Source organism: Methanothermobacter sp. (assembly GCF_030055435.1).
Classification (GTDB): Archaea; Methanobacteriota; Methanobacteria; order Methanobacteriales; family Methanothermobacteraceae; genus Methanothermobacter.
Map to the genome: position 1 here is coordinate 83,174 of NZ_JASFYG010000002.1, position 25,532 is coordinate 108,705.

Annotated in this window: 26 protein-coding genes; 9 read left to right on the plus strand and 17 right to left on the minus strand. The window is 50.7% G+C overall.

Going from position 1 to position 25,532, the window contains the following annotated elements:
- Window positions 1-290 precede the first annotated feature (290 nt).
- Entirely contained in the window at window positions 291-2,177 is a 1,887-nt protein-coding gene (locus tag QFX30_RS02240; RefSeq protein ID WP_300487635.1) for a hypothetical protein, read from the plus strand.
- Between the two features lie 57 nt (window positions 2,178-2,234).
- Here QFX30_RS02240 and QFX30_RS02245 read toward each other — a convergent pair whose 3' ends face one another.
- The 5 genes from QFX30_RS02245 to QFX30_RS02265 are packed head-to-tail and all read right to left on the minus strand — an operon-like array spanning window position 2,235 to window position 7,081.
- Window positions 2,235-3,179 carry a pyridoxamine 5'-phosphate oxidase family protein gene (locus QFX30_RS02245; protein WP_300487637.1) on the minus strand — a complete coding sequence of 315 codons (945 nt, stop codon included), beginning with the start codon at window positions 3,177-3,179 and terminating at the stop codon, window positions 2,235-2,237.
- Window positions 3,180-3,214: 35 nt separating this feature from the next.
- Entirely contained in the window at window positions 3,215-4,423 is a 1,209-nt protein-coding gene (locus QFX30_RS02250) for a PQQ-binding-like beta-propeller repeat protein (protein WP_300487639.1), read from the minus strand.
- A gap of 26 nt (window positions 4,424-4,449) precedes the next feature.
- Window positions 4,450-5,607, minus strand: coding sequence for an ABC transporter permease (locus tag QFX30_RS02255; protein WP_300487641.1), 1,158 nt, complete (start codon window positions 5,605-5,607; stop codon window positions 4,450-4,452).
- A 5-nt stretch (window positions 5,608-5,612) separates the two neighbouring features.
- Complete coding sequence (locus QFX30_RS02260; protein ID WP_300487644.1) at window positions 5,613-6,662, minus strand: ATP-binding cassette domain-containing protein; 1,050 nt, start codon at window positions 6,660-6,662, stop codon at window positions 5,613-5,615.
- On the minus strand, window positions 6,659-7,081 hold the full coding sequence (locus QFX30_RS02265; protein WP_300487647.1) for a PadR family transcriptional regulator: 423 nt from the start codon (window positions 7,079-7,081) through the stop codon (window positions 6,659-6,661). The genes QFX30_RS02260 and QFX30_RS02265 overlap by 4 nt, the downstream gene beginning before the upstream one ends.
- A 125-nt stretch (window positions 7,082-7,206) precedes the next feature.
- On the opposite strand from QFX30_RS02265, the gene QFX30_RS02270 reads away from it, so the two are divergent.
- From QFX30_RS02270 to QFX30_RS02280, 3 genes are read left to right on the plus strand one after another with little or no spacing between them, the layout of a single operon-like run.
- The gene (locus tag QFX30_RS02270; RefSeq protein ID WP_300487650.1) at window positions 7,207-7,350 is read left to right on the plus strand and encodes a hypothetical protein; all 144 of its coding nucleotides are present in this window, start codon (window positions 7,207-7,209) and stop codon (window positions 7,348-7,350) included.
- A gap of 19 nt (window positions 7,351-7,369) precedes the next feature.
- Window positions 7,370-8,116, plus strand: coding sequence for a sugar phosphate isomerase/epimerase (locus QFX30_RS02275; protein WP_300487653.1), 747 nt, complete (start codon window positions 7,370-7,372; stop codon window positions 8,114-8,116).
- A gap of 60 nt (window positions 8,117-8,176) precedes the next feature.
- Window positions 8,177-8,440: a hypothetical protein gene (locus QFX30_RS02280; protein ID WP_300487656.1), complete on the plus strand. Its 264-nt coding sequence runs from the start codon at window positions 8,177-8,179 to the stop codon at window positions 8,438-8,440.
- Between the two features lie 296 nt (window positions 8,441-8,736).
- Here the strand turns inward: QFX30_RS02280 and QFX30_RS02285 are convergent, their stop codons facing one another.
- The 6 genes from QFX30_RS02285 to ala all read right to left on the minus strand — a co-directional run bounded on the left by QFX30_RS02285 (window position 8,737) and on the right by ala (window position 13,324).
- Entirely contained in the window at window positions 8,737-9,087 is a 351-nt protein-coding gene (locus QFX30_RS02285) for a DsrE family protein (RefSeq protein WP_300487658.1), read from the minus strand.
- Window positions 9,088-9,118: 31 nt separating this feature from the next.
- Complete coding sequence (locus QFX30_RS02290) at window positions 9,119-10,543, minus strand: bifunctional metallophosphatase/5'-nucleotidase (protein ID WP_300487661.1); 1,425 nt, start codon at window positions 10,541-10,543, stop codon at window positions 9,119-9,121.
- A 46-nt stretch (window positions 10,544-10,589) separates the two neighbouring features.
- The gene (locus tag QFX30_RS02295) at window positions 10,590-11,381 is read right to left on the minus strand and encodes an HAD family hydrolase (RefSeq protein ID WP_300487664.1); all 792 of its coding nucleotides are present in this window, start codon (window positions 11,379-11,381) and stop codon (window positions 10,590-10,592) included.
- A 49-nt stretch (window positions 11,382-11,430) separates the two neighbouring features.
- A complete protein-coding gene (locus tag QFX30_RS02300) occupies window positions 11,431-12,048 on the minus strand; it encodes a LysE family transporter (protein WP_300487667.1) in 618 nt (205 codons plus the stop codon).
- 9 nt (window positions 12,049-12,057) lie between these two features.
- Complete coding sequence (locus QFX30_RS02305) at window positions 12,058-12,222, minus strand: hypothetical protein (protein ID WP_013294918.1); 165 nt, start codon at window positions 12,220-12,222, stop codon at window positions 12,058-12,060.
- Window positions 12,223-12,331: 109 nt separating this feature from the next.
- Window positions 12,332-13,324, minus strand: a complete 993-nt coding sequence (gene ala / locus QFX30_RS02310) for an alanine dehydrogenase (RefSeq protein WP_300487671.1) — start codon at window positions 13,322-13,324, stop codon at window positions 12,332-12,334.
- 205 nt (window positions 13,325-13,529) lie between these two features.
- Here ala and gatA point away from each other — a divergent pair, with 205 nt between their 5' ends.
- A complete protein-coding gene (gatA, locus tag QFX30_RS02315) occupies window positions 13,530-14,885 on the plus strand; it encodes an Asp-tRNA(Asn)/Glu-tRNA(Gln) amidotransferase subunit GatA (RefSeq protein ID WP_300487673.1) in 1,356 nt (451 codons plus the stop codon).
- An 11-nt stretch (window positions 14,886-14,896) separates the two neighbouring features.
- Complete coding sequence (locus tag QFX30_RS02320) at window positions 14,897-16,366, plus strand: AAA family ATPase (protein WP_300487676.1); 1,470 nt, start codon at window positions 14,897-14,899, stop codon at window positions 16,364-16,366.
- A gap of 30 nt (window positions 16,367-16,396) precedes the next feature.
- On the opposite strand, the gene QFX30_RS02325 is transcribed toward QFX30_RS02320, so the two are convergent.
- From QFX30_RS02325 to sepS, 4 genes are read right to left on the minus strand one after another with little or no spacing between them, the layout of a single operon-like run.
- Window positions 16,397-17,125: an ATPase domain-containing protein gene (locus QFX30_RS02325; RefSeq protein WP_300487679.1), complete on the minus strand. Its 729-nt coding sequence runs from the start codon at window positions 17,123-17,125 to the stop codon at window positions 16,397-16,399.
- Window positions 17,126-17,135: 10 nt separating this feature from the next.
- Window positions 17,136-17,810 (minus strand): 3,4-dihydroxy-2-butanone-4-phosphate synthase, encoded by a 675-nt coding sequence (gene ribB, locus QFX30_RS02330; protein WP_160322825.1) that lies wholly within the window; start codon window positions 17,808-17,810, stop codon window positions 17,136-17,138.
- A 28-nt stretch (window positions 17,811-17,838) separates the two neighbouring features.
- Window positions 17,839-18,225, minus strand: coding sequence for a CTP-dependent riboflavin kinase (locus tag QFX30_RS02335; RefSeq protein WP_300487682.1), 387 nt, complete (start codon window positions 18,223-18,225; stop codon window positions 17,839-17,841).
- A gap of 4 nt (window positions 18,226-18,229) precedes the next feature.
- Complete coding sequence (gene sepS / locus QFX30_RS02340) at window positions 18,230-19,825, minus strand: O-phosphoserine--tRNA ligase (protein WP_300487684.1); 1,596 nt, start codon at window positions 19,823-19,825, stop codon at window positions 18,230-18,232.
- Window positions 19,826-20,050: 225 nt separating this feature from the next.
- Between sepS and tfrA the strand changes: the two genes are divergently transcribed.
- Window positions 20,051-21,694, plus strand: coding sequence for a fumarate reductase (CoM/CoB) subunit TfrA (tfrA, locus tag QFX30_RS02345; RefSeq protein WP_300487687.1), 1,644 nt, complete (start codon window positions 20,051-20,053; stop codon window positions 21,692-21,694).
- A 41-nt stretch (window positions 21,695-21,735) separates the two neighbouring features.
- On the opposite strand, the gene QFX30_RS02350 is transcribed toward tfrA, so the two are convergent.
- Entirely contained in the window at window positions 21,736-22,398 is a 663-nt protein-coding gene (locus QFX30_RS02350) for an HAD family hydrolase (RefSeq protein WP_300487690.1), read from the minus strand.
- 10 nt (window positions 22,399-22,408) lie between these two features.
- Window positions 22,409-23,698, minus strand: coding sequence for an amidohydrolase family protein (locus QFX30_RS02355; protein WP_300487693.1), 1,290 nt, complete (start codon window positions 23,696-23,698; stop codon window positions 22,409-22,411).
- Between the two features lie 159 nt (window positions 23,699-23,857).
- Here QFX30_RS02355 and hisG point away from each other — a divergent pair, with 159 nt between their 5' ends.
- Window positions 23,858-24,721, plus strand: a complete 864-nt coding sequence (hisG, locus tag QFX30_RS02360) for an ATP phosphoribosyltransferase (RefSeq protein ID WP_300487696.1) — start codon at window positions 23,858-23,860, stop codon at window positions 24,719-24,721.
- A gap of 9 nt (window positions 24,722-24,730) precedes the next feature.
- Complete coding sequence (locus QFX30_RS02365) at window positions 24,731-25,504, plus strand: fumarylacetoacetate hydrolase family protein (RefSeq protein ID WP_300487699.1); 774 nt, start codon at window positions 24,731-24,733, stop codon at window positions 25,502-25,504.
- The last annotated feature ends 28 nt before the right edge of the window (window positions 25,505-25,532 follow it).

Consider the following 25,532-nt stretch of genomic DNA (forward strand, 5'->3'; position numbering starts at 1 on the left):
TTTATCAGTTATTCAGAATAGTCATTGCCTTCTCACTTAACCCCCCATACTTTATCAGAAATTAAGAAAGTTTTAATACTATTTTACTCAATAATCAGTTTAATATCTCACTTTCATAGAATTGTAATAGTTTATTCACATATTCTGGAGATCATGATTATTTTTTCAAGGTTTTTCAGTACTTTACCAAACTACTTATGGCATCATGGACATAAAGAGACTCACTCCTCAAACTTTATAAATTTGAGGGGTATGAATAAATATTTTCTCTGAAAAAGGAGGGGGGATGAATGAATAGGAAATTCAGGGCCTCCCGGTCAACTGGACCGGTAGGTCTTGGGCTGGTGGCACTTCTTTTAGTGTTAGTCCTAACAGGCACATCCTCTGCGGAAAGCGGAGGTCAGGCCGGGACAACACTCACAGCAAGTGTCACTGCAAACACAAGCTATGTGAAGGAATACACATGGCAGATCCACAAGAACGTCACACCCGACAGCTGGGACATCTTTAAGGGAGACTCAGCCACTTCAGAGTACACAGTAGGTGTTGAGAGGGAAAACCCGACAGAGAGGGCATGGATTGAGGGCAACGTGACTGTACACAATGGTGGGGGTGTTTCTACAGAGAATCTCTCAGTTATACTGGAGCTGAGGGATGGTATACCACCACCAAATGACCTTATAGGGGTTTATCCACTGGATATATCATCGAATCCTGTTCTTGATCCAGGAGAAACGGGGACATACCCATACAGGATTTACCTCACCCCTGAACAGGCACACCCAGGGGGTAACTACAAGGTGACTGCGAATGTTACAATTACAAACCATTCCGGGCGCCTCGGAACACCCTTTGGACCGGGACCATCAGCAACGGCAACACTCCCTGCATCACCGGTGACGCTGAATGAGTGCATACATGTTGATGACACAAGTGGAGAGTCATGGCTCTTTAACGACTCCGGATCAGTTACATACACCAGGCGGTTCACCGGGGCCGGAACCTACAACAACACGGCCACGATAAGGGAAACCGGTCAGAGTGCCAGTGCATCTGTCCAAGTTAACGTATATGAGCTGATGGTCTCCAAGAATGCCACAACGTCCTACACCAGGACCTACAAATGGAACATCAGCAAGGAGGCCGACTTAACAGAGGTTACAGTGAACATGGGGGACACGGTAACGGTGAACTACACGGTGAACATTTCAGCTGATACCGGAACAGACAGTGACTGGATGGTGGGAGGCACCATCACAGTGTTCAACCCTGCACCCATTGCCGCTGTAATAAGCTCCGTCTCTGATACCGTATCACCAGGAGTTTCGATGAATTTAACCGGCGCAGCGTTCCCATGTGTACTTGAACCAGGCGGTACACTTGTCCTCAACTACATGGGAAGTCTGCCTGATGGTTCTTCAAGGGTTAACACTGCAACGGTGGTTCAGCAGAACCATGACCACTACCTGGACAGTTCAGATACGGCTGGATCTACAGAGTACACCGCAATGGCTGATGTGAAATTCGGTAAACCTTCAGAACTTGTTGATGAATCTGTAACTGTATCCGACGACAGATGGGGCTACCTGGGAGTCATCAATGTGGGCAGTGACATAATGCCCGGAGAAACCTACACATTCAACTATTCTGTGGTCTATGGACCCTACAATGCACCTGGACTTTACACAGAGGTTAATGAGGCATCATTTGTAACATGTGATACCAGCACGGGGGGATCAGACTCATGGCTGGTTGATGTATATGTGAGGAGCCCTTACGGTACACTGACAATAGGCTACTGGAAGACACACGCCGGTTTCAATGGAAACAACCAGGATGCTGTAACACCACTCCTTGGCACGGGTTTATGGCTTGGAACTGCCGGTGGAGATAGGAGTGTACTTGTCACCACCCCTGAACAGGCTGTGAGAATCCTAAGCTTCAATGGCTCAGCATCCAATGGAATAAACAAGCTATATGCACAGCTACTTGCAGCAAAACTGAATATACTCAACGGAGCCTATGCTTCCCCACAGGTTCTCAGCGTGATTGCCCAGGTAGATGCTTTCCTAGCAACCCATGATGCGTCCAGCTGGAGCAGTCTCAGCAAAAAGGATCAGCAGAAGGTCCTTCAGTGGATGAGTATGCTGGATAAATACAACAATGGAATGCTCTAGGCATTCCATAAAACTTTTTTTAGAGTTTAGCATAATTCTAGGATTTCATAAAAATTTTTAGACCTTCTCTTTAAACCAGAGTACATTTTTTGCGGCTGCTGAGACCTCACTGAACCTGCTGTTAAGGAACTCCACCTTATGGATTGAGATCCTTATGACGTTCATATCCACGGGGAGATTCCTCATGGCCTCAGTATCTAGGCCCCTTAGATTATAGATCCTTTCTGATTCCTCTTCATCCAGTATCTCCACGGCACCGGTTATCTGCATCCCAGCCAGGTTACTCATGGATGTGTAGTCCTCGTAAACTGCAACAGAGGCGTTACCGTTCTCAAGGATACCGGCGAATTTCTCCCCACCCTCACTGATCACGTATATGGACTCACCGTCATACACGTATTCAAGGGGTGTTGCCCTTGGGCGGCTGTCATGGCAGGTTGCAAGGACACATGTGTTATGGGACCTCAGAAACTCATCAATGGATTCACGGAGTTCATTCTCATCAATGTCAGTCATAAGCGAGTCCCTGATCTCTTTAAGTTCAAGGGCAACCTCAATCACCTCTGAGATATCAAAGAGGTCATAATCCTTAATTTCAATTCCAGCAACCTCTGAGAATCTCCTGAGATCCTCAAGATCCCCATCAGAGAGTCTTTCAAGGATCATGCGCCCACCAAGTGTGGCTGAATGGACAGCACCCCCAAGAAGTTTTTCAGCCTCACTGAGGGCCCTTCTACCATCATCCGGACTCAGGGAAACCGAGAAGATCGCCACGGGTTTATCACGAAGCCAGGGATTTTTCTTTATAAAATCGGTTATCCTGTCGTGTAAACGGCCCCTGTAAACCCCTGAACCGATAACGAAGAAGTCAAATTCCCTGCCGTCTTCCGGAAACTCGCCTGTGGTGCAGCACCTTGAGGGCCCGAGTATTCTCCCGATGGCTGATGCAGCCTCCTCTGTGGAGCCGTAGGTGCTCTCATAGATTATGAGTGTCCTGAACATACCTTCACCTTCAGCTTTTTAAATAAAATAAGGGTTTATTTCCTCACAACCCTTCTTATCACAGCACCAGCCCCTATGATGGCTATTATTATCACCACCACATAGTATGCGAATGGTGAGGTGGGACCCTCCTTCTTCTTGGAGTCAAGGGCGTAGATGTAGCCGTTTTCGGTTGCAAAGTAGATGGTCTTGCCGTAGACTACGGGCGATGAACTTGCCGGTGAGCTGAAAAGATAGTAACCCGGTGAGTAGCTCCACTCCTCCTTCCCTGTGTACTTGTTGAGGATGTAGAGTGTCCCGTCATCTGAGCCCACAGCCACCATGTTCTCGAAGAGGGCTGGCGTTGATCTCACGGCCCCACCTGTTTTGAATGACCATTTCAGGGTACCCGTCCTTGTGTCAAGTGAAGTCACGTTGCCATCATCGCATCCAGCAAAGAGGCTGTTCTCCTCTGTGTCAATGGCGGGTGTTGACCTGACCCTCTCACCTAGGCTGTACCTCCAGACCGTGCTTCCATCGGACTCTGATAGGGCATAAATGTTCCCGTCATCTGACCCCACGTAGATGGTTCCGTTCCAGAAGGCCGGTGATGAAATGACCTGGTCACCGGTTGTGTAGCTCCACTTCTCCTTCCCGTCGGACTCTGATAGGGCATAGACATTACCGTTGCATGATCCAAAGTAGACGGTTCCGTTCACCACAAGTGGTGATGATTTAACAGCCTCCCCGGCATAGAACTCCCACTTTTTTGAGCCATCATCTGCGTCAACTGCGTAGAGCCTGCAGTCATCTGACCCCACATATACGGTGCCTCCGCTAACTGCAGGGGATGACTCTATCCTGTTTCCTGTTTTAAATTTCCATTGGAGGTCACCGGTGTCTGTGTCTATGGCGTAGAGGTATCCGTCTCCTGAACCCACATAAAGGGTGCCGTTGACCACCGCAGGGGATGATACAACCGCACCGCCTGTCCGGTAGCTCCAGACAACTGAACCGGTCTCGAGGTTCACCGCATAAACCTTTCCGTCGACTGAGCCGATGTAGGCAACTTTGTTGAATATTGCGGGTGATGACTTTATCCCACCTATGGAGATATACCATGTCCTTGCTGAGAAGTCACTTGGCTCCTCAGAGAAACCTGTGCGCTGCTGGTCCCCATGGAAGAGGGGCCAGTCTGCAGCTGATACAGGACTTAAAACCATCCCAATGATTATAAGTGCCGCAATTAAACCTTTTCTCATCATATTACCACCTGAAATTTAGTATTAACCTAAATGTCCCTGTTAAACCTGGTAACCCCCATTGCAAAGAACAGGAGTGTGAATCCCACAAGCACGGCCAGGTCAAGCCAGATGTCCCCGACACCCGCACCCTTCAGCATCACTGACCTCAGAGCGTCGTTGGCATAGGTGAGGGGCACCAAGTAGGCCAGCTTCTGGAACACCCATGGCATGGTCTCGATGGGGTAGAAGACCCCTGATACAAACATCATGGGCATTGCAAAGGGCATAACCATCTGCATATAGTCCTCCTGGGTCCCCACCCTCGCTGATATCATTATTCCGAATCCCACAAAGCACAGTGCTGTGAGTACAAGTAGAAGGACTGTAAGGAGCATGCCGCCGTTGATCTTTATTCCAAAGAGCATTATGGCCACACAGAGTAGTAAAAATGCTCTTCCACTTTCTATAACCAGTTTTGAGATTATTTTACCCCCAACAACTGTTGAAACGCTTGTAGGGGTCATGAAGAGACGTGCGAGTTCTCCCCTCTCCCTTTCACCTGCAATTGACTGTCCCATACCGAACATGCAGGAGAACATTATGGTCATTGCAAGTACCGCGGGCACCAGGAAATCCATGTACTTGACGTCCCCGTAGATCCTGTCAACCTGGAAGTTTATCGTGTTTACGATGCTCTGAAAGCCCGTTTCCATGGGGGTTGAATTCTGGTTCTGAATATTCACAGAGGGGCTCTGCATCTTCTGAACCGCAATTTCACCTGAAAGCCTGCTGAAAAGCGCCTGGGTTGCAGGTACCAGGGCCTGACTTGCCAGCTGGTCAGATGAGTCAAGGTACATGACCACTGTTGGCTCGTCTGTGAGGTTGTCATAGTTTGGGGGCAGTATTATTGCCGCCTTGACCTCCCCTGCATCCACCATGTCCCTTGCGGTTTCAGGGTCCTTCATGATATCCTTAATATCGTAGAGGCTCATGTTCCTCATTTCAGCGACGGTCTGGTCTGTGAGGGGCCCGCTGCTCTGTTCAACTATAACCACCGGTATGTTTTCCAGTGTACCGCCCATACCGTAACCGAAGAGGGTTATCATGAGTATTGGGAACAGTATGATTGATATGAGGCGGGGTTTGTGCCTCCAGAGGACTATGAGGTCCTTCTTGAGCATCCACATTATCTTCTTCATTTCCATAACGGTTACCTCCCTGTAACCTTCATAAAGACATCCTCAAGTGAGGGGTCCCTAGTTGAAATTGAGCTTATCCTGGCATTGTTCCTTATAACTGCCCCGAGGACATCATTTATGGCAGTGTCACACCTCTCATCCAGTTCAAGTATTATCCTGCCGGTGTGGTGCCTTTTAACCTCCAGTGTAACCGGCAGGGATTCAAGTTCAGCTATGAGTTCATCACTGAGGTCGGTGATCAGCATGCTGAGCTCCTTACCGGCGCAGGTCCCGGCTTTTTTCATTTCCTCAATGACCCTTTTTTCGGATTCAGGGGTCTCCTCCTGTATCCTGTCAAGTATGGTACCAGTCTCCCGTGCCCTTAGGGATTCCTCTTCCCTTATAACGGTGTCCTTGAGGTCCTGGGGTGTGTCAAAGGCTGCAAGCAGCCCCTGATTTATTATACCCACGTAGTCACAGAGGAGTTCAACCTCGTACATGTCATGGGAGCAGAGTATGATAGTGTGGCCGCTGCTGTTCAGTTCCTCAATGAGGTCCCACAGCACCCTCTTTGTTGTCGGGTCCAGTCCTATGGTTGGTTCGTCGAGGAAGAGTATGTCTGGCTGGTGTATCAGGCTTGCAACCAGTGAAACCTTCTGCTGCTGTCCCCCTGACATCTGTCCAACGGGTTTATCTGCCGCGTACTTTATGTCAACCAGCTCCATGAGTTCATCGATCCTTGTTTCCTTGAGGTCCTCTGGCATCCCGTAGAAGTCTGCGCACAGTTCCACGTTCTCCCTTGCTGTGAGGTCCTCGTAGAGGCTGACCTTCTGGGGGACCATACCTATATGCTGTCTCACCTCGTCGGGGTTCTCCAGTATATCGTATCCGGCGACACGGGCCGTGCCTGAGGTGGGGGGTATGAGACAGGTGAGCATCTTTATTGTTGTGGTCTTACCTGCCCCGTTGGGTCCCAGGAACCCGAAGATGGAGTTCTTCTCTATCTTCATGTTGAGGCTGTCAACTGCTTTGAAGTCCCCGTAGACCTTTGTGAGGTCGTAGGTCTCTATGGCGTATTTCATTCTTCCTCCTCCCTCTCACATGGGAACATGTCGTTCCAGAACTCCTCCCATATCCTTGAGATGTGGTTTTTCATTATATCACGGATTCTCTCTATTGTTTCATTGCCCAGTGGGGTTATCTCGTAGTACTTGACCCTCTTCTCCCCGTGCATCTCCCATGAACCCCTTATGAGCCCCTTCTTCTCCAGGTCGTGGAGTACTGGGTAGATGACGCTTGGACCTGGCGGTTTGATCTCCTGGCAGTGCATCCCCTTGATTGAATAGAACTTCTCAAGTCGTCGCATTATCTCGTATCCATGGATCTTTTCCCTGCTTATCATCCAGAGGATCATTGTTTTTCCGAATCCCCTCATGAAACTCTTTATTATTTTCTCGTCAAACTGTCCCCCCTCTCCAGGGGAGCCATTTTCTGCACACATCAGGACATCTCCAGAAAGTGATATATCAATTTTCTGATATATCATGTTTTATATATACTTTTTGGTGGTAAGATGAAGGTAAAGTTGAGTTAGCACTGAAACAGCTGATCACCACACACTATCAGGTGAAGAGGAATGCCCTTCACATCCAGCCAATGTTCAGGTTCACTGTAGACGCCTTAACACCGCAGGACCCTGCAGATCCAGGCACCTATAAGTATCTTTCATTTTCAGAGGGAATGGAAACACTCATAAGGCCGGCTGAATAGAAAACCAACCGGGATCTATATGAGGCTCGGATTTTCAACCCTGGCACTTTTCATGGAACCAATGGAGAACATCCTGGAGAAAGCAGAGGAGGACGGCTTTCAACTTCTTGAAATACTCTGCGAAGGACCCTACTGGCCCCGGAGGCTCCTTCAAGATGGGGCAGCACTGGAGGTATTTGAATCCTTCGACCTTGAGATACTCCTCCACGCCCCCACAATAGACCTGAACCCCGGCAGCATGAACCAGGGCGTAAGGGAGGAGACAGAAAGACAGATGATTGAGACGGTGGAACTCGCATCAAGGATAGGGGCAACGACCGTAACAACCCACCCGGGTCTTGTGCACAGGAGAGAAGAGAGGATAAGGAACACGGCCCTTAAATTCGCAGCTGAAACACTTAAAAACTGCGTGGCCCATGCAGAGGATTCATCGGTAAAGTTCTCAGTTGAGAACATGCCTGGCAGGTTCTCATACCTCTGCAACAGCCCCCGTGAGCTTGCAGAATTTTCAGAGGAATGCGGATCATATGTGACTGTGGATGTGGGCCATGCAAACACCACAGATTTCCTTGAGGATTTCCTCAGGATGGAGAGAATAGCCCACCACCACCTGAGCGACAACAACGGTGAAAGGGACCAGCACCTCCCCCTGGGGGAGGGTACCGTTGACCTTGAACTCCTCCGGGGGATAAAACGTGGGGTGATAGAACTGAATAACTATGAGGGAGTCATAAAGAGCAGGATAATCCTGGAATCCTTTTATTGAGGCGTGAAGCATGAGGAAGAACAGAATGGAGGGCCTCGTGGATGAATATTCGTCATTGCAATGACACTCCTTCTCGGCATTAAAGTACCAGAGGGGATCATAACAGAGTCCTCAATGGCTTCATACCTCACACTCCTCGCCCAGGATCTACATCTACTGCCTCAGCTTCCTCCTCCTCGGGATTTTCTGCGGGTTAACCACATGCAATTTGAAAATCTGAAGGGGGTTGACACGGTTTTTCCTGCGGATAAACATATTCTGCTGATGTTCGTGGCCATGGTGCCCTATCAACGGAACTCACAGGAGACTATGGAGGACTTGTGACATCCAGTGTCATATTCCATGTTAATATGCTGATGATAGCCTCCACTATCTGCAAGCTGGTTCTACGACTATAAAAATGGGCTCATGGATCTTGAAAGGGAACAGTACCTGAGGGCACTTGAGAGGAACCTTCTGATGCCATTTGCAGCAAATCGTGGCGCTCCTGCTAACACCATTCACCCCCGAGTACAGCTCCATTGCCTATACAATCATGTTCCTCAAAAGATTCCTCTAGATGGGTCTAGGCATGAAATCGGTGAGGCGCAGCACGGCGATATTTGAGTTCCTTTAGGTTATCATGGCCTTATATAGGCCCATCCATCGCACTGTTTTCTGACAATCTCACCTACACCCGAGGATACGGTATCAACACCATCAACAAGTTTCCCTGAGGTTATACCCAATGCCTTCAGGGTGTTGGAACAGGCAGCGAATCTGACACCATCATCAATGAGCTCATAGATCATATCTGAGTACTCCGAGTCCCTCATGAGGGCATTGACACCCTTTGAGTACGCCACAACCTCAATCTCAACATTCTGAATGTCTGCCATCAGGTTCCTCACATTGGCAAAAAGCAGCAAAACCCTCTCATCGTCATCCTCATCTAGGTGGAAGACTGCACGGTAAACCCTCTCATCATCCATCATGATCACCAGAGCTTTTGCTTGAAGACAATCATACTGGTGTTATCCTCCCATCGAGTTCGGCATCAACAGGGCTGTTCTTCTCAACGTACTCCCTGAGGGCCTCAACGGCCCTTATGTCCATCTCCTCATGGTTGTCACCGTAACGTGATGGCACACCCTGACTGGTTACATAGACTGCAGTGTAGGTTCTATCTGGATCAAGGGGTTTCCCATTCACGAATATCTTCTGTATCCGGCTACCGGGCGGGTTCTCTATCTTGAAGTAGATCTCAAGGCCCATGCACCTCTTGAGGTAGCCCCCCATCTGCCTGTAGGGGTCCCTGGAGAATGTGAGCTCAATGTTCTCCTCCATCATCTCCAGGATTTCCCTCCCCAGAAGTTCAACACGGGATACCGGGGGATTAACAGGGATCATGTTCCAGAGGTCCTCAACCCTGATATCCCCCGGGGGTACCGGGGCACCGTAGCGCCATCCATTGGAGAATGCAAGTTCAGATTCACCAACACCCATTATCGCCTTGAGTAGAAGGTTGTCCATGGTTGACTCAAGTATGGTGTACCTGTTGAGATGCGTCCTTGTTGAACCCACGGTGGCCTCAAGGTAGTCCCTGTCCACATCAGACGCCCTCATGACCAGCTCCTCAACATCCTCATTTGACGGACCTCTGACCCTTACAAGTTCGTGTTTGAATTTCCGGACACCACCATCAACCTCAAGGTCAAGGCGACCAATGAATGAGCCATGGCACCCTGACTGTATTATGATGGTGTCATTGACAATGAAGGGCCTCTCGAGTCTGTTGTGGGTGTGGGCGCTAAGAAGCACGTCTATACCATCAACATCCGCTGCCAGCTGGCACTCCTGGGGGAAACCCAGATGTGATATGACCACCACGAGGTCCACCCTCTCATCATCACGGAGCACCTCTATCCAGTAGGGGAGTTCATCACGTCCAAGGGTGAACTCAAGGCCCTCACTGAAGCGTGGGGGCATCACCTTATCCACTATATTGGATGCTATCCCCACAACCCCCACCTGGAGGTCACCCCTCTCCACTATCTCATATGGTCTAAAGGCAAGGCGTTCTGTCCCCTCATGGTAGCAGTTTATTGCAAGAACAGGATGATTCAGTTTTTCCGCTACTTCCATGAATCTTTTGGGTCCATAGGCGAACTCCCAATGGGCAGTCATGGCATCAAAGCGCATTTCATTGAGTATGGGAACGAGGGCCGCACCCTCGCTCTTCACGGCATGGTATGTGCCGTGTATGGTGTCACCACAGTCAAATAGTAGTGTTGGTCCCTCTTCACGTATACCAGCCACAAGGCCCGCTATGTGGTGGTAGCCCCCCAGGGTCTCATACCTTATATTTCTGCCCTCCCAGAAGAGTTCCGGGTGGGGTTTCAGGTATCCGTGGGTGTCATTCACCTGCACGATGCACAGTTCACTCAATATAAACCCCCCATATTTCAGAATTCTATATTCGGAACCTAGAACCTTAGAATTCTATATCCAGAACCTCCCTTATGTTATCAACAACGTAGTCGGCAGCCTCAATCAGTCTCTGAGGCACAGGTTCCCTCTGCTGGAGTGTTAAAACTCCCACATCAGCTTCCCTCAATGCAAGGATATCGTTGAGGCCGTTACCCACCATCATGACGCTGCTGTACCTTCTCTTCAGCTCCTGGATTATCTCTGCCTTCCTCTCGGTGTCGGCGGTGTCAAAGACGTTCTCCTGGGGTATCCTGATGATCCTTGCAAGTTCCCTCAGTGATCCCCGGCGGTCTCCAGATGCAATGTACATGTGGATGTTTCTCTTCCTGAGTTCATCCACAACATCCGGGACCTCAGGGAAGAGCTTTCCACCTGCGGTTATTGTGAAGTCAACCATGTTCCTGTCAATGTTGACTATGAAGCCGGATCCACTGCATATCTGTATGTTGTAGTCCTTCCTGGAAACGGCATCTATGGTGTCCTGTATGTCCCTGACAGTTGCAGGGTCATCCCTGAGTATATCCATGATCTCATCGGAGGTAACCGCGGTATTGGCGTAGCTGACATCGAAGTCTATGCGGTTCCTCTTTATGAACTCATATATGGTCTGCTGGGGTTTTGCGTTTACAATACAGGTTGCGGGATCGGTCTGAAGCACAACGAGAGCCCTTCTATCCCTGTAATCCACTATATCAAGTGAATTCATCCTGTCACATATTTTACCGGTTTTAAGATTCTTAAGGGCCCTGTACCTTCTTATAAGTGTCCCTGAGTTATCAAAAACAGCTGCCTTCATCAATACTACTATGCATTTCATGGTATTAATGATTTGATGCGTGATTGTATTATATCCCAGTTAAAACATTCACAAGGAAGTAGGCTCCCACCATAATCAGAAATCCGTTACATACTACCATAACGGCCCTGTAGACCTTTCCAGACGTATCGAATGCCCCTCTGGATGATAGAAATGATACCAGGCTGTACCAGGCCAGATCGGATGACCAGTGACCCACAAGAAAACCTGCAAGTCCAGCAGCACCTGCGAGTTCAAGTCCACTGTACATGAGGGCGGCCCCAACAGCACCCCACCATATAAAGAAGTAGGGGTTGGAAAAACTTATCACTGCTCCCCTTAGGACAGATCCCCCTGCTGGAATATTCCTGGATGAATTGTCCCCGGACCTCAGACCCCTTATACCGGTCCAGATGAGGACGGAGCCACCTGCAATCCCAATGAATGAGGATGCGGACTCTGATGAGAGAAGGTAGCCCATACCCATGAATATTAGGACAACCAGGATTACCTCACCCAGGATGTGGCCGGTGACAAGGAGGGGCCCTGCCCTGAAACCCCCCTGAATGGAGTCCGAGACCGTGACAGTGAGAAGGGGGCCCGGGGCCATTGCCCCTGAGAGGCCTATGATGAAGGATGTTACGGTAAATAGGATGACACTGAGCATTCTTCCAGCCTAATTGTACCTGTTAAGTATCTTCATGATCTCAGTGAGGTGACGGTCAATCTCCTCTATCTCATCCTTCCTGAGGGCCCGGGTCCTCCCGAGTATCCTTATCCTCTCGAACACATGGTCCATCCTTACGAGGAGTTCATGCATTGATGTCCTGGTGGGGTACATGATATCACAGCTCCGGTAACTAACTGTGTTCACCATCCTATATAGCATCTTTTCCTGGGGACAGTGAATTGGACTAAACCCTGCGGATCAGAATTTTATACCATCGTCTTCAACCCTGCAGGTCAACCTCCAGGCCCTTACCTGACTCAGCGGCCCTCTCATAGACCATCCATGCGGTTGTAACGTCCTGCAGTGAGAGTCCGGTTGAATCAAATACTGTTATATCCTCAACTGATCTTCTGCCCTCAATTTTACCTGTTATCACATCCCCTATTGTTCCCTGGAGGTCCTCCTCTGTGATAAGGCCCTCACCGAGGGGTACGTTTATCTCTCCACTGTGGGATGCCTGTTCCCAGTTGTCATAGAAGACCCGCCCCCTTTTGAGTATGAGGGGGTCCAGTTCCTGCTTTCCAGGGGCATCCGCCCCCATGGCACATATGTGTGTCCCTGGTGTTATCCAGTCAGCCTTCACCAGGGGCTTCCTTGAGGGGGTGGCAGTTACAACTATGTCCCTCCCCTCCACAGCCTCCCTGATATCCCGGGCAGGTTTGACCCTGAACCCATAGACCTCAGAGGCTTTCCTTGCGAATTTCTCTCGCTGGGATGGTGTCCTGCAGTAAACATAGGCCTCCTCAAGGTCTGCTACCCTGCTGATGGCCATGAGCTGTGTCCAGGCCTGTCTCCCGGCACCCACCATCCCCAGTGTTGAGGCCTCCCGATCTGCAAGGTACTTCACGGAGACCCCGCCGGCTGCCCCGGTCCTCATATCGGTTATATATGTTCCATCCATGAGTGCAAGGGGGAACCCGGTCCTTGGATCGACAAGCTCTATGACAGCCATGACCGTCGGGAGGGAATGTTCACGGGGATTTGAGGGGTGGACATTCACGCACTTAACACCCGCCATTTCAAGTTCCTCAAGGTAGGAGGGCATCACCCTGAGGTCCCCATCGTATTTCCTGAAGAATAGGTACATCTTGGGGGGCATCTGGACACGGCCAAGGGCATCCTGGACAAAGGCGTTCTCAACGGCCTTCAGGCAGTCATCCATGGTCAGAAGACTCTCAACATCACTTTTTTTGAGTATAATGGTTTTCTCCATCACTTCACCCTTTCCATCCATTCCATATTCTAGATCTTGGTCATCTTCACATTTATTAATGTTGAAAATGAAATTAAACCCAGATAGGAGGGTGACCAGGCACCTGCAGATACCTCAGGATAACCATCATGGGAAGCCAGGGGCCCTCACATGCAGGTCTTCAGGATAACCGGTTTACTCAATGATAGGATACGGGTGTTTGGAAATGGAAATCATGGATAAGGTTGAAATGATTAAGGATCATGGCATGACCGCATCAGAGAACCTTGAAAGGTTCATCAGGACAATAAGGGCAAAAAATGATGACATAAACGCATTTATAGAGGTCAGGGAGGAGGAGGCCTTCCAGAGGGCTGAGGAGATAGACTCAAGGATAGCCTCCGGCGAGAGGACAGGTAGACTCGCGGGCCTGGTTATAGGTGTTAAGAGCAACATCAACGTGGAGGGATTCACGGTATCCGCAGCGTCCAGGACCCTTGAGAACTACACTGGAAGCTACGATGCAACCGTCATAAGGCGCATAAAGGAAGAGGACGGGATAATAGTCGGCATGACCAATATGGACGAATTCGCAGCAGGGAGTTCAACAGAGACCTCATTCTTTGGCCCCACAGACAACCCCTCTGCACCTGGAAGGATACCCGGTGGTTCCAGTGGGGGAAGCGCCGCTGCCGTTGCAGCCGGGATGTGCGACATTGCACTGGGATCAGATACCGGGGGATCCATAAGGAACCCGGCCTCCCACTGTGGGGTCATGGGGTTCAAGCCAACCTATGGGTTGGTTTCAAGGCAGGGGCTCCTTGACCTTGCCATGAGCTTCGACCAGATAGGGCCCCTTGCAGCTGACGTATCCGGCCTTCAGCTGACCCTTGAGGTGATATCAGGCCATGACCCCACCGACCCAACAACCATTTCAGAGGACCAGGAACTCAGCGTGGATCGGGAACTGAAGGATATGCGCTTCGGTGTTGTGAAGGAGTTTCTTGAGGTCACCGATGACTCGATAGATGCTGCCATCCAGGGGAAACTTGACCTGATAGGGGATGAGGGGGCTGAGATAGTGGAACTTGATTTCAGTTATATTGACCTCTGCCTCCCAACCTATTACCTCATAAACTATGTTGAATTCTTCTCAGCCACGAGGAAGTACGATGGCAGGAAGTATGGCCACAGGATAGAGGATGTATGCGGCCCTGAGGTGCTCAGGAGGATACACATGGGCTCCTACATCAGCCAGAAGGAACTATCTGGTAAATACTACAGGAGGGCCCTCCAGGCAAGGTCACTCATAAGGAGGGAGATAGAGGGGCTCCTGAAGAACGTGGACATAATACTGGGCCCTACAGTTCCGAAACTACCCCACAGGCTTGGAGAGGAACTTGAACCAATGGAGATGTATGCATACGATGTCCTCACGGTCATAGCCAACCTTGCAGGTATCCCCGCTGCAAGCATGCCTGCGGGTGACGTGGATGGGGTTCCTGTGGGTCTGCAGCTACAGGCAAAGCCAGGGGATGATGGAATGATACTCTCTGCAATGAGGGGTATAGCCTCCCTTTAGAGTGAGTTTACATGAGGATTGGACTCGCCTACCTGAGGGGCTCTGTACCGGCCTTTGAGGATTTTGGATTTCTACCCACCGACCTGGTTAAGGAGAATGGCCTCGTGAATGGTGAGAGGGCCCACAGGGTCCTGGATGGCATCATAATACCCGGTGGGAGCATAGTTGAGTCGGGGAGTCTATCAGAGGACCTTGCATCAGAGATAAGGAGGATGGCGGCTGAGGGAAAATTTGTCCTCGGCATCTGCTCAGGGTTCCAGGCACTGGCAGAGAGGACGGATATAGGGAGAAAATCGCCCTGCCCCATATACAGGGAGGGGCTGGGGCTCCTGAATGTATCATTCCACCCAATGATAAGTAACGATCGTGTGGAGGCCCTTATCACTGGCGAATCGTTTCTCACCTCAGGTTTAACCGGTGAGAGGGTAACCGGTTTTCACTGCCACACCTACGGTGAGATAAGGGGGGATGCGCCTGAGATAATGCGCTCCATAATAAGGAGGGCTGATTACAGGGACAGGAGGCTTGAGGTAACCTCGGGCGTCTGCAGTGACGATGGAAACGTCGCAGGCACCATGGTCCACGGGGCACTTGATGAGAACCCCGCCCTTGTGGAGAACATACTGGAGTTTCTGGGCGCCGGTGAGGATGCAAGGGAGAGGATACTGGAGAAGAACAGGGAACTCAGAAAAACCCTCAGATCAGAGATTGGCGTGGACACAGGCATAAACGTTGAAGAAAGAGGAAGGGAGACCAGGAAGACCCCCCTGGCCATCATGATAGCATCCACAGGCTCGGATGCAGGAAAAACCTTCATAGTCACCGGCCTTGCAGGGGCCCTAAGGAGGCGGGGTCTCAGGGTGGGGGTCATGAAGGTGGGCCCTGATGTGAGGGACATAGTACCGGCCCTCTACCTCATAAAGGAGCCGATGGAGGAACACTCCTCCATAAGGATAGGGCACCTGGGCTGGATGGACCTTGAGGATGCCCTGGAATCGGTGAGGGGAAGGTATGATATAATACTGATCGAGGGTGTTATGAGCATATTAACAGGGCTCCTCAATGAAACCGTACCCTACTCAGGGGCCGAAATCGCTCTTGCAGCTGGGATACCTGTCATAATGGTGGCCGGCTGCAGCAGGGGCGGGGTGGAGTCCGCGGCCGTTGACCTGGAAGCCCATATAAGTGTCCTTGAGAAACTTGGGGTTGAGGTCCCCCATGCCATACTCAACAGGGTCTATGACATGGATATATTTGAGAGGGCCTCAGGGGGGAGGTACCTGGCTCTGCCCCGGGTTAAGATGAGCATGAGGGGCGGCACACCTGAGGTTGAGATAAAACTTGAGGACTTCTGCATGAGGGCCATGGAGGCTGTTGAGGAAAACCTTGATGTGGATCTTCTTATATCTGAAGCAGCAGAACCGGAATTCAGGGGATACACTGACCTTGAGGAGATAATGAGAAGATTCAGAAAAAATTAGGTTATTTTTTAGGTGATAAAAAATAGGGGGTTAAATTTCAAGATCCTCCTCAGGGATCTCCTCCCCCTCTGTTATTGTTATACCCTCCTCTCCACCTATCTCATAGGTGAGGAACTGTAGGGGCGTCTTGGTGCTTCTCATCTTAACTATGTCCATTATACGCTCCCTTCGACCTGTGTAGGGGTTCTCCCTTCTGCCGAGCTTTATGGCACCATAGACCGAGAAGAGGGCGATTTCATTGAATTCCTTGGAGGTGGCGCTGTCAAGTATGATAACAGAGGTTATACCCCTCTGCTTGAGCTCATATACCAGGAGATCAAACTGGTTCCTGAACTCATATGGTGTTAACTTGGCTGTGTAGCCCCCCAGACTGTCTATCACAACCACCTCAGCCTCAGGGGGGATGTCATGTATTATCTTGGTGAAGTTGCCCTTCATTGGGTCCATGTCCATGCTGAGCTCGGCCTCTGTTATCCTGGCCCTTATACCGGTCAGTTCTATGAAGTTGAGGAGTCCCCTCTCCTCAAGTTCCTGGGTGTTCCAGCCAAAGGAGTTTGCCTGGATGTGGAGGTCGTTGGCGTCCTCCTCGGCTGTAATATAGACCGTGTTGTATCCCTCCATGCAGCTGCTTATTGCAAAACGCAATCCAAAGATTGTCTTCCCGCATCCAGGCTCCCCGGTTATGAGGACGGACCTACCCATGGGGAAGCCGCCTATTGTGTCATCAAGTCCACTGATACCTATCTTCAGCCTCTCCATAAGAACACCTCTAAGATCTGAATTCCATGTATGATTCAATTAGATCTGCTCCGCTCATGAATATGAGGTCGTGTTCCTCAGCATATTTCATGGCATCATCCGTTGAAAGCGCATTACCGGTCCTATCATCCATCATCTCACAGCAGACCGCAACTCCCTCAAGCCCGGCCATCTCCATGAGTGCTATGCTCATCTCGGTGTGACCCCTCCTCCTGGTCACATGGCCATCGGCGGCCCTCAGGAGGGTGACATGGCCTGGTGACCTGAAAAGATCCCCAAACTCATGGTGTTTTTTGTTTTTACAGAGCTCTGCAAGCTCTCTTATAGTTAGGGCCCTGTCATTGTCAGTTATTCCTGTAAATGTCCTTCGGTGGTTCACTGTTATGGAGAACGCCGACTTTTCATCGTAGGGTATATCGTGGGGTGATAACCTGCTGAGTACGGGGTAGCGGCCTGAGGCCTCATTCATTATATCGGTCATGTAGGGTATACCGAGACTTTCTGAGTTCTCCCAGGATACCGGTACACATATGAGGCCACCTGCATCGTTCCTCATGACCCTGATATGATCAGGGGTTGTTTTTTCAGCAGCAACAATCATATCTGTTTCCCGTTCACGGTTGTCGGCGTCGAATACAAGGACCATTTCTCCCTTTCTGAGTGCTTTAAGGGCTTCCTGGATCATATGATCACGACTCTGTTGTATCACTCAATTAATCTGATGATTTATCATCCATTATCTTTAGGCTAACAGTATCTCCATCTCTTAATTTAAGGGTTTTTCTGAGGTTTACAGGGGCAACAAATTCAAGGCACACATCCCTGTGATGGGTTTTAACAGGGAACAGAATGGCTCCATCAACCTCATCGTTCAGTACAGCCCTCACATAGAGTACATCCCCGAAACCGCCACCACCATGTATTTTGTCAGCCTTAAGGCGCAGTTTTCTGACGATTTCAGGGTCGTCAGTTTCTATGTTTAGGGTGCCGGGGAATGGCTCGAACCCCAGCTTCTCCCTGAACTGTTCAAGGTAGACGTCCCTTGTCATGAAGTATGCGCCCTCACCGAAACCTGAACTGACCCTTCCGGTTATGATCATCCTCTCACTCCAGCCTGCCCCTTATAGTTGAGAAGAGGGGACCCCTCAGGTCTATCTCACGGTTCCTGCCTGTTATGTACCTCATGGCCACATCATCCAGGATTAGGTTCAGGTCAGAAAGGGACCTTGCTATCGTGCTCCTCACCTCAACCTCTTCGGCGCCGCTCACAGCCATCTCCTCCACCCTGTAGGCTGCCTCGGCTGCAAGGGCATCCATGTAGGTTATCCCTGTGTTGAGGCCATCCCGCCGGGCGCTGGCTATGAGTTCGTTGTCCAGTTCCGTCCCGGGTGGAACACCCAGTATGTTGCCATCGTGGATGTAGATGGTGTTCCAGACCGCAGGTCCAAGGAGCCGCGTGTTCTCCTCATCCTCAACCGCTTCCACCCTGATCCTCCTGCCAAGGAATTCTCCACTGTAAACCTCAAAGCTGCAGGGTGACTCTGCGTCTGCATGGGCCCTCCAGGTTTCAATTATCCTCTCCATGAGCATCCTGCCATCTGAGGTTACAGGGTGGAGGTTTATCCTGAGCATGCCGGCGATGTCCCTGTCGGTGAGCCTCCAGGGTCCATGGATCTGGGGGTAGACCATCTCCCGGACGTCATCCACCTGGTTGAGTATCATGGCCACACGTTCAACACCAACCCCAAGGTTCATGACCTCTTTGTCTATGCCGTACATTGAGAGTGCTATGGGGGAGTATAACCCGAAGGTTGCAATTTCAACCCAGTCCCTGAGGCCTGGGTGGTAGGCGTAGACCTCTGTCTGGGTCCCGGGAATGTAGTACTTGGATTTCTTCTCATCAGGCAGAAACTTGAACCTTGAGAAGCCGAAGTGCTCAAGCAGGCCCTCGGCCACTGCCTTCCCAACGTCCAGGGGAACCTCATCATCCACAACTACGCATGAGGCTGAGTGATAGGTCATGAGGTGACTTGAATCCTCCCTCTGCTCCCTCCTGAAGCATCGGTCAATTGAGAAGAGTTTCAGGGGGAGGGGGTATCGGTCATGCATGTTCTGCAGGGATATGAACCATCCCGAGGTCATATGGGACCTCAGGGTTGTCCTGCCTGCGACGGGTTTGAGGTCCCTTATCTCAGGGAACACCCTCTCGATGATCCTGAGGGCTTCATGGCTTTCAACCTCAAGGGCCCCGGATACCTCAAGGACGAGGTCGTCCCCGGAGATGTCACCCTTCTTGTAGGACCTGAAGACCTCCTTGAGGCCCTGGATCCTGTCCTCTGTCACCTCAACTCCCATATCCTCTATCATCTGGATCTTATCAAGGCTCAGGCCTATGTCTGGCCTTGGAAGCCCCCCCAGGTAGAAGCACCTGTCAAGGACCGCCGGGGCCTCGGGGCCAAACTGCCTGTATATATGCTCCTCGTCTATGAATACAGGGTTCACCATCTCACTGAAACCCAGCCTGAGGTAGGCCTCCCTTATCATCCAGATGGTGTCATAGAGGACGTGGGATTTTCCCACACCAAACCTCAGGCGTGGATACTGCATGTCATGGTGGGGCTTTTTAAGGAGCTTCCCGCTCTCAAGCCATGCCCTCTCAAAGTCCCTCCTTGATAGTTTAACTATATCCTTCTTCTTCAAATGGAACCCCCGTGATCTTTATGGTATACGTAATAGGGATCATCAAGTGCGATGAGCCGGGTTATCACCCATCATGAGATGCTTCCGTTAAATTAGCCAGTTGAAGGTGCCTTCAGTTTTCCCACCGTCACCTTCAAGAGAAGGGTGATCTTTCACTTCCCATATTCATCACCTTAACATATTGACTGCCAAACCTTATAATAATGAATGTTGAAAATAATCTCCATGGAAAGCGAGCTTTACGAATGTGATGTTCTCATAATAGGCTCAGGCGGAGCCGGTTGCAGGGCAGCAATTGAGGTTTCTGAACACAAACTGACACCAATCATAGTTTCAAAGGGTTTATCATTCAAATCAGGATGCACAGGAATGGCTGAGGGTGGATACAACGCCGCATTCGCATGTGTTGATCCTGATGACAGTCCTGATGTCCACTTTGAGGATACAATGAGGGGTGGGGGGTTCATCAACGACCCCAGACTTGTCCGTGTACTGGTGGACGAGGCCCCTGACAGACTGAGGGACCTTGAAGAATATGGTGCACTCTTTGACCGCCAGGAGTCAGGCCTCCTGGATCAGAGGCCCTTCGGAGGCCAGACCTACAGGAGGACCTGCTACCATGGGGACAGGACAGGTCATGAGATTATCATGGCCCTCAAGGAGGAAGTTATAAGGAGGGACATAGAGACCATCGATGAGGTGATGATAACCTCACTCCTTGTTGAGGATGGCAGCGTCCTTGGCGCCATGGGTGTATCCATCAGGAATTCAGAACCTGTGGCCTTCAGGGCCTCCTCCACCATACTGGCATCAGGCGGAGCAGGCCACATATATCCTGTAACATCCAATACCATGCAGAAGGGTGGTGATGGCTTTGCACTAGCCTGGAAGGCAGGGGCTGACCTCATAGACATGGAACAGGTCCAGTTCCACCCCACAGGCATGGTATACCCCGAGTCACGGAGGGGGGTCCTTGTGACGGAGGCCGTGAGAGGTGAAGGCGGTATACTACTAAACATTGAGGGTGAACGGTTCATGAGCCGCTATGACCCCCGAGGGGAACTTGCAACAAGGGACGTGGTTGCAAGGGCCATCTACACCGAGATAATGGAGGGCCGGGGAACCGAGAACGGCGGCGTCTACCTAGATGTGAGCCACCTCCCTGATGAGGTTATAGAGGAGAAACTTGAGACCATGCTCCTCCAGTTCCTGGATGTGGGCGTGGATATAAGGTCTGAGCCGATGGAGGTTGCACCCACAGCACACCACTTCATGGGGGGTGTCAGGATAGATGAATGGGGCAGGACCAACCTCAGGAACCTCTTCGCAGCGGGAGAGGTGGCAGGTGGCGTCCACGGGGCCAACAGGCTCGGAGGAAATGCCCTGGCCGATACCCAGGTATTCGGGAGGAGGGCAGGTATATCGGCTGCAAAAAACGCCATGAATTCATCCAGGAAACAAGTCAGATCACTCATTGAGGAGGAGGAAAAGAGGATAAAGGGCATGGTCCGCGATGGATCCATAAGGCCGGCTGAGATAAGGGAGGAACTCCATGAGGCGATGTGGAGTGATGTTGCAATTGTGAGGAGCCGGAGGTCACTTGAATCTGCAATGTCCAGGATTTCCACGCTGATGGATAAACTGGGGGACCTTGATGTCCCTGAGACAGGAGGGTTTAACAGCAACCTCCTGGAGGCCCTTGAACTTGAGAACATGCTCATAACAGCCTCACTGGTGACCCGCTCAGCCCTTATACGGGAGGAGAGCAGGGGGTCCCACTACCGGGAGGATTTCCCTGAAACACGCCCAGAATGGAAAAGAAGCATATTACTAAACAGGAAGATGGAGCCTCAGTTCATAGAGAGATGAGCAGTAACTTGATACAAGTAATTGAAGTAGGTTAAAACTGCTCAGGGGGTCACTATATCCATTATCTCAGGGCTGCGGTAGTCCCTGAAGACATGGTCAGCCTCCGCCCGTCTGAGCTCTGCCTCCCCATACCTCCCGGCTGCTATTCCAATCTTAAGGGCACCCACATGGGCCCCGGCCATCATATCGTAGGGTGTGTCACCAAAGAGGACGATTCTTCCCGAGGCCCCCATCTCAAGTCCCCTCTTAACCGCGATTTCTGTGAGCTCCTCCCTTATGCTGCTGTCACTCCCAAAGCCCCCGAATGAGAAGTAACCTGCAATTCCAGCCCTCTCAAGCTTCATGAAGGCTATATCTTCCAGATTACCTGTGACAATTCCCATGCAGGCACTGACGGATCTTAAGGACTCAAGAAACTCCATAACACCATCTATGAGCTTGATATCATCGTACTGGATGTTTTTTCCCACATAAACCACGAGTTCATGGAGGAAGTCGTCCATCCCATCATCTATATCCTCTAATTTGAGGCCCATGAGGCTGAGGACCTCCCTGGCTATTGCCGGGTCTGTTTTTCCATGGTAATCTATGAGGTCAATGGTTGCGTCAACACCGTAGACCTCCCTGAAAGCATAGCTGAATGCCTCCTCATGGACCTCTGAGCGGTGTATGAGGGTTTTGTCGATGTCGAATAATGCGATCATCTTCCCAACCCTACTGTTTTGATGCAAGCTCCTCTGCAGCACCCTCTGCAAGTTCCATGACGTATTCCTCGTCCAGCACCTTCAGTTTATCCTCAAGCAGCAGAATCCTCCCGTCACATATCACAGTATCAACATCCGCGCCACTGGCAGAATATACGAGGTGTGAGGCCGGGTTCCTCCAGGGTGTGAGGTGGGGCCTGCGGGTGTTCAGGACCACAAGATCCGCCAGCATGCCCTCCTCTATGAGGCCAGACTTGATTCCCAGGGCCTCGGCACCATTCACTGTTGCCATACGGAATACATCCATCGCAGGGAGTGCCGTGGGGTCATGGAGTCTGACCTTCTGGAGCAGTGAGGCTGTCTTCATCTCCTCAAACATATCCAGGTTATTGTTTGAGGCGGCCCCGTCTGTCCCGATGGAGACGTTGACGCCCCGCTCCATGAGTTCAGGTACAGGTGAGGTGCCTGATGCCAGTTTCATATTGCTTGAGGGGTTGTGTGAGACCTTCACTCCTCGCTCTGAGAGGATCTCCATTTCATTTTCGCTCAGCCAGACGCAGTGGGCTGCCACGGTCTCCGGTCCAAGGACGCCTGTAGAATCCAGGTACTCAACAGGGGACATTCCATGGGCTTCTGATACCTCCCTGACCTCATTTTCTGTTTCAGATACGTGGATATGGATACCAAGACCGTGTTCATCTGCCAGCCGAGCGGTTTCTCGGAGGAGTTCCTCTGAGCAGGTGTAGGGGCTGTGGGGTCCAAGGGCAACCTTTATGCGTCCATCTGCCATTCCATGGCATTCACGGATTATCCTGAGGCTCTCCCTGATTTCAGCCCGCCTTTTATCATCATCCCCCAGGTCTATCATCCCGTGACTTAGAACGCATCTCAGTCCCGCCTCATCCACTGCACGGGCCACGTCATCCATGTAGAAGTACATGTCATTGAAGGTGGTTGTACCTGACCTTATCATCTCCACACATCCAAGGAGGGCCCCAGCATGGCAGTATTCCCCGTTGAGGTGGGCCTCGGCTGGCCAGATATGTTCATTCAGCCACCTGTCAAGGGGGAGGTCATCTGCCATCCCCCTGAACAGTGTCATTGAGAGGTGGGTGTGTGTATTCACAAGACCCGGGACGAGGAGTTTCCCGTGGCCATCAATGACGGTGTCAGCGTCACCGGGACTCAGGTTGTCTGAAACCTCCTCTATGGTGTTACCCTCAATCAGAACCGATCCCCTGCGCGGGCCTGCTGCGTCAAGGATCTGGGCGCCATGTATCAGTATGCTCTCATTCTCCATCGGATCACCTTATAACTTATAAGTTTTAACTTGTAATCTGGGATGAATCTAAAGCTATTATATAGGTTCCTTAAAAAGAGATATAAGTGATGTGATTCTGCAGATGAGATACTGCTGTGTACGGCATTCACAGTAAAATTTGAGTCATCGAGGGATTGAATGAAGATAAGAATAGCAGTTCCCTCAAAGGGAAGGATAAGCGAACCTGCAATAAGGCTACTTGAAAACGCAGGTGTGGGGCTGAAGGATACAATTAACAGGAAGCTATTTTCAAAGACACAGCACCCCCAGATCGATGTCATGTTCAGCAGGGCAGCCGATATACCCGAATTCGTTGCAGATGGGGCGGCTGACCTTGGTATCACAGGATACGACCTCATAGTGGAGAGGGGGAGTGAGGTTGAAATTCTCGAGGACCTCAACTATGGGAGGGCCAGCCTTGTCCTGGCAGCCCCCGAGGACTCCCCCATCGAGAAACCAGAGGACATACCCGACGGTGCTGTCATAGCAACAGAGTTTCCCAGGATAACACGGGATTATATCAGGAAAAGGAATATAGGGGCCGAGATAGTTGAACTCACAGGCTCCACAGAGATAGCACCATTCATCGGGGTGGCGGACCTCATAACCGACCTCAGCAGCACCGGCACCACACTCAGGATGAACCACCTCAAGGTCATTGACACACTCCTTGAGAGTTCAGTGAAACTCATAGCAAACCCCGAAAGCTACAGAAGCAAGGGGCAGCTGATAGAGGAACTCAGAACAGGTATACGGGGAGTTATAGATGCAGAGGGTCGCAGACTCGTAATGCTGAACATAGACAGGAAAAACCTGGATCGTGTGAGGGCACTCATGCCAGGGATGACCGGACCCACTGTCTCTGAGGTGCTCTCAGATAATGGGGTTGTGGCTGTCCACGCGGTTGTGGATGAGAAGGATGTCTTCAACCTGGTGAACAGGCTCAAGGCTGTGGGGGCAAGGGACATACTGGTTGTGCCAATTGAGAGGATAATCCCCTGAGGTGTATCAATGAAGTTCCTCCGGTTTTCACATGATGGAAGGGTTCTCTGCGGCTTTACAGATGGAGAAAGGGTATTTCAGGTTGAAAGTGATCACTACCTCCTTGAAGACCCTGAGGTTATCTCGGAACATAATATGGGGGACGTTAGGATCCTCCCACCGGTTTCACCCTCAAAGGTCATATGTGTGGGTCTCAACTACAGGGACCACGCAGCTGAACTTGGAATGGACATCCCTGATGAACCCGTCATATTCCTCAAGCCACCAACAGCGGTCATAGGCCATGGCGATGCAATAGTCTACCCTACAATGTCCTCGGAGGTTGACCATGAGGTTGAACTTGCAGTGGTTATATCAGAAAGGGCGAGGTGCGTTGATTCAGAGGAGGCGGATGAATTCATAGCAGGCTACACGGTCCTCAATGATGTAACTGCAAGGGACCTCCAGAGGCGTGACGGCCAGTGGACCCGTGCAAAGAGCTTTGACACATTCTGCCCCATAGGACCATTCATAGAAACTGATATCAGACCCAGCAACCTTGATATATCCCTTGAACTCAATGGGGTACTCAGGCAGTCATCCAGCACATCAAACATGATATTCACCGTCCAGGAACTGGTTGAGTTCATATCAGAGATCATGACACTGGAGCCCGGCGATATCATTGCAACCGGCACACCACCAGGAGTTGGAGAGATGAAACCGGGTGACACCGTCAGGGCCACCGTTGAGGGTGTGGGAACACTTGAAAACAGGGTTGAATCTTCAGATAACATCCAATGAAAAACATCATCTGAAAATAAGCTTTATT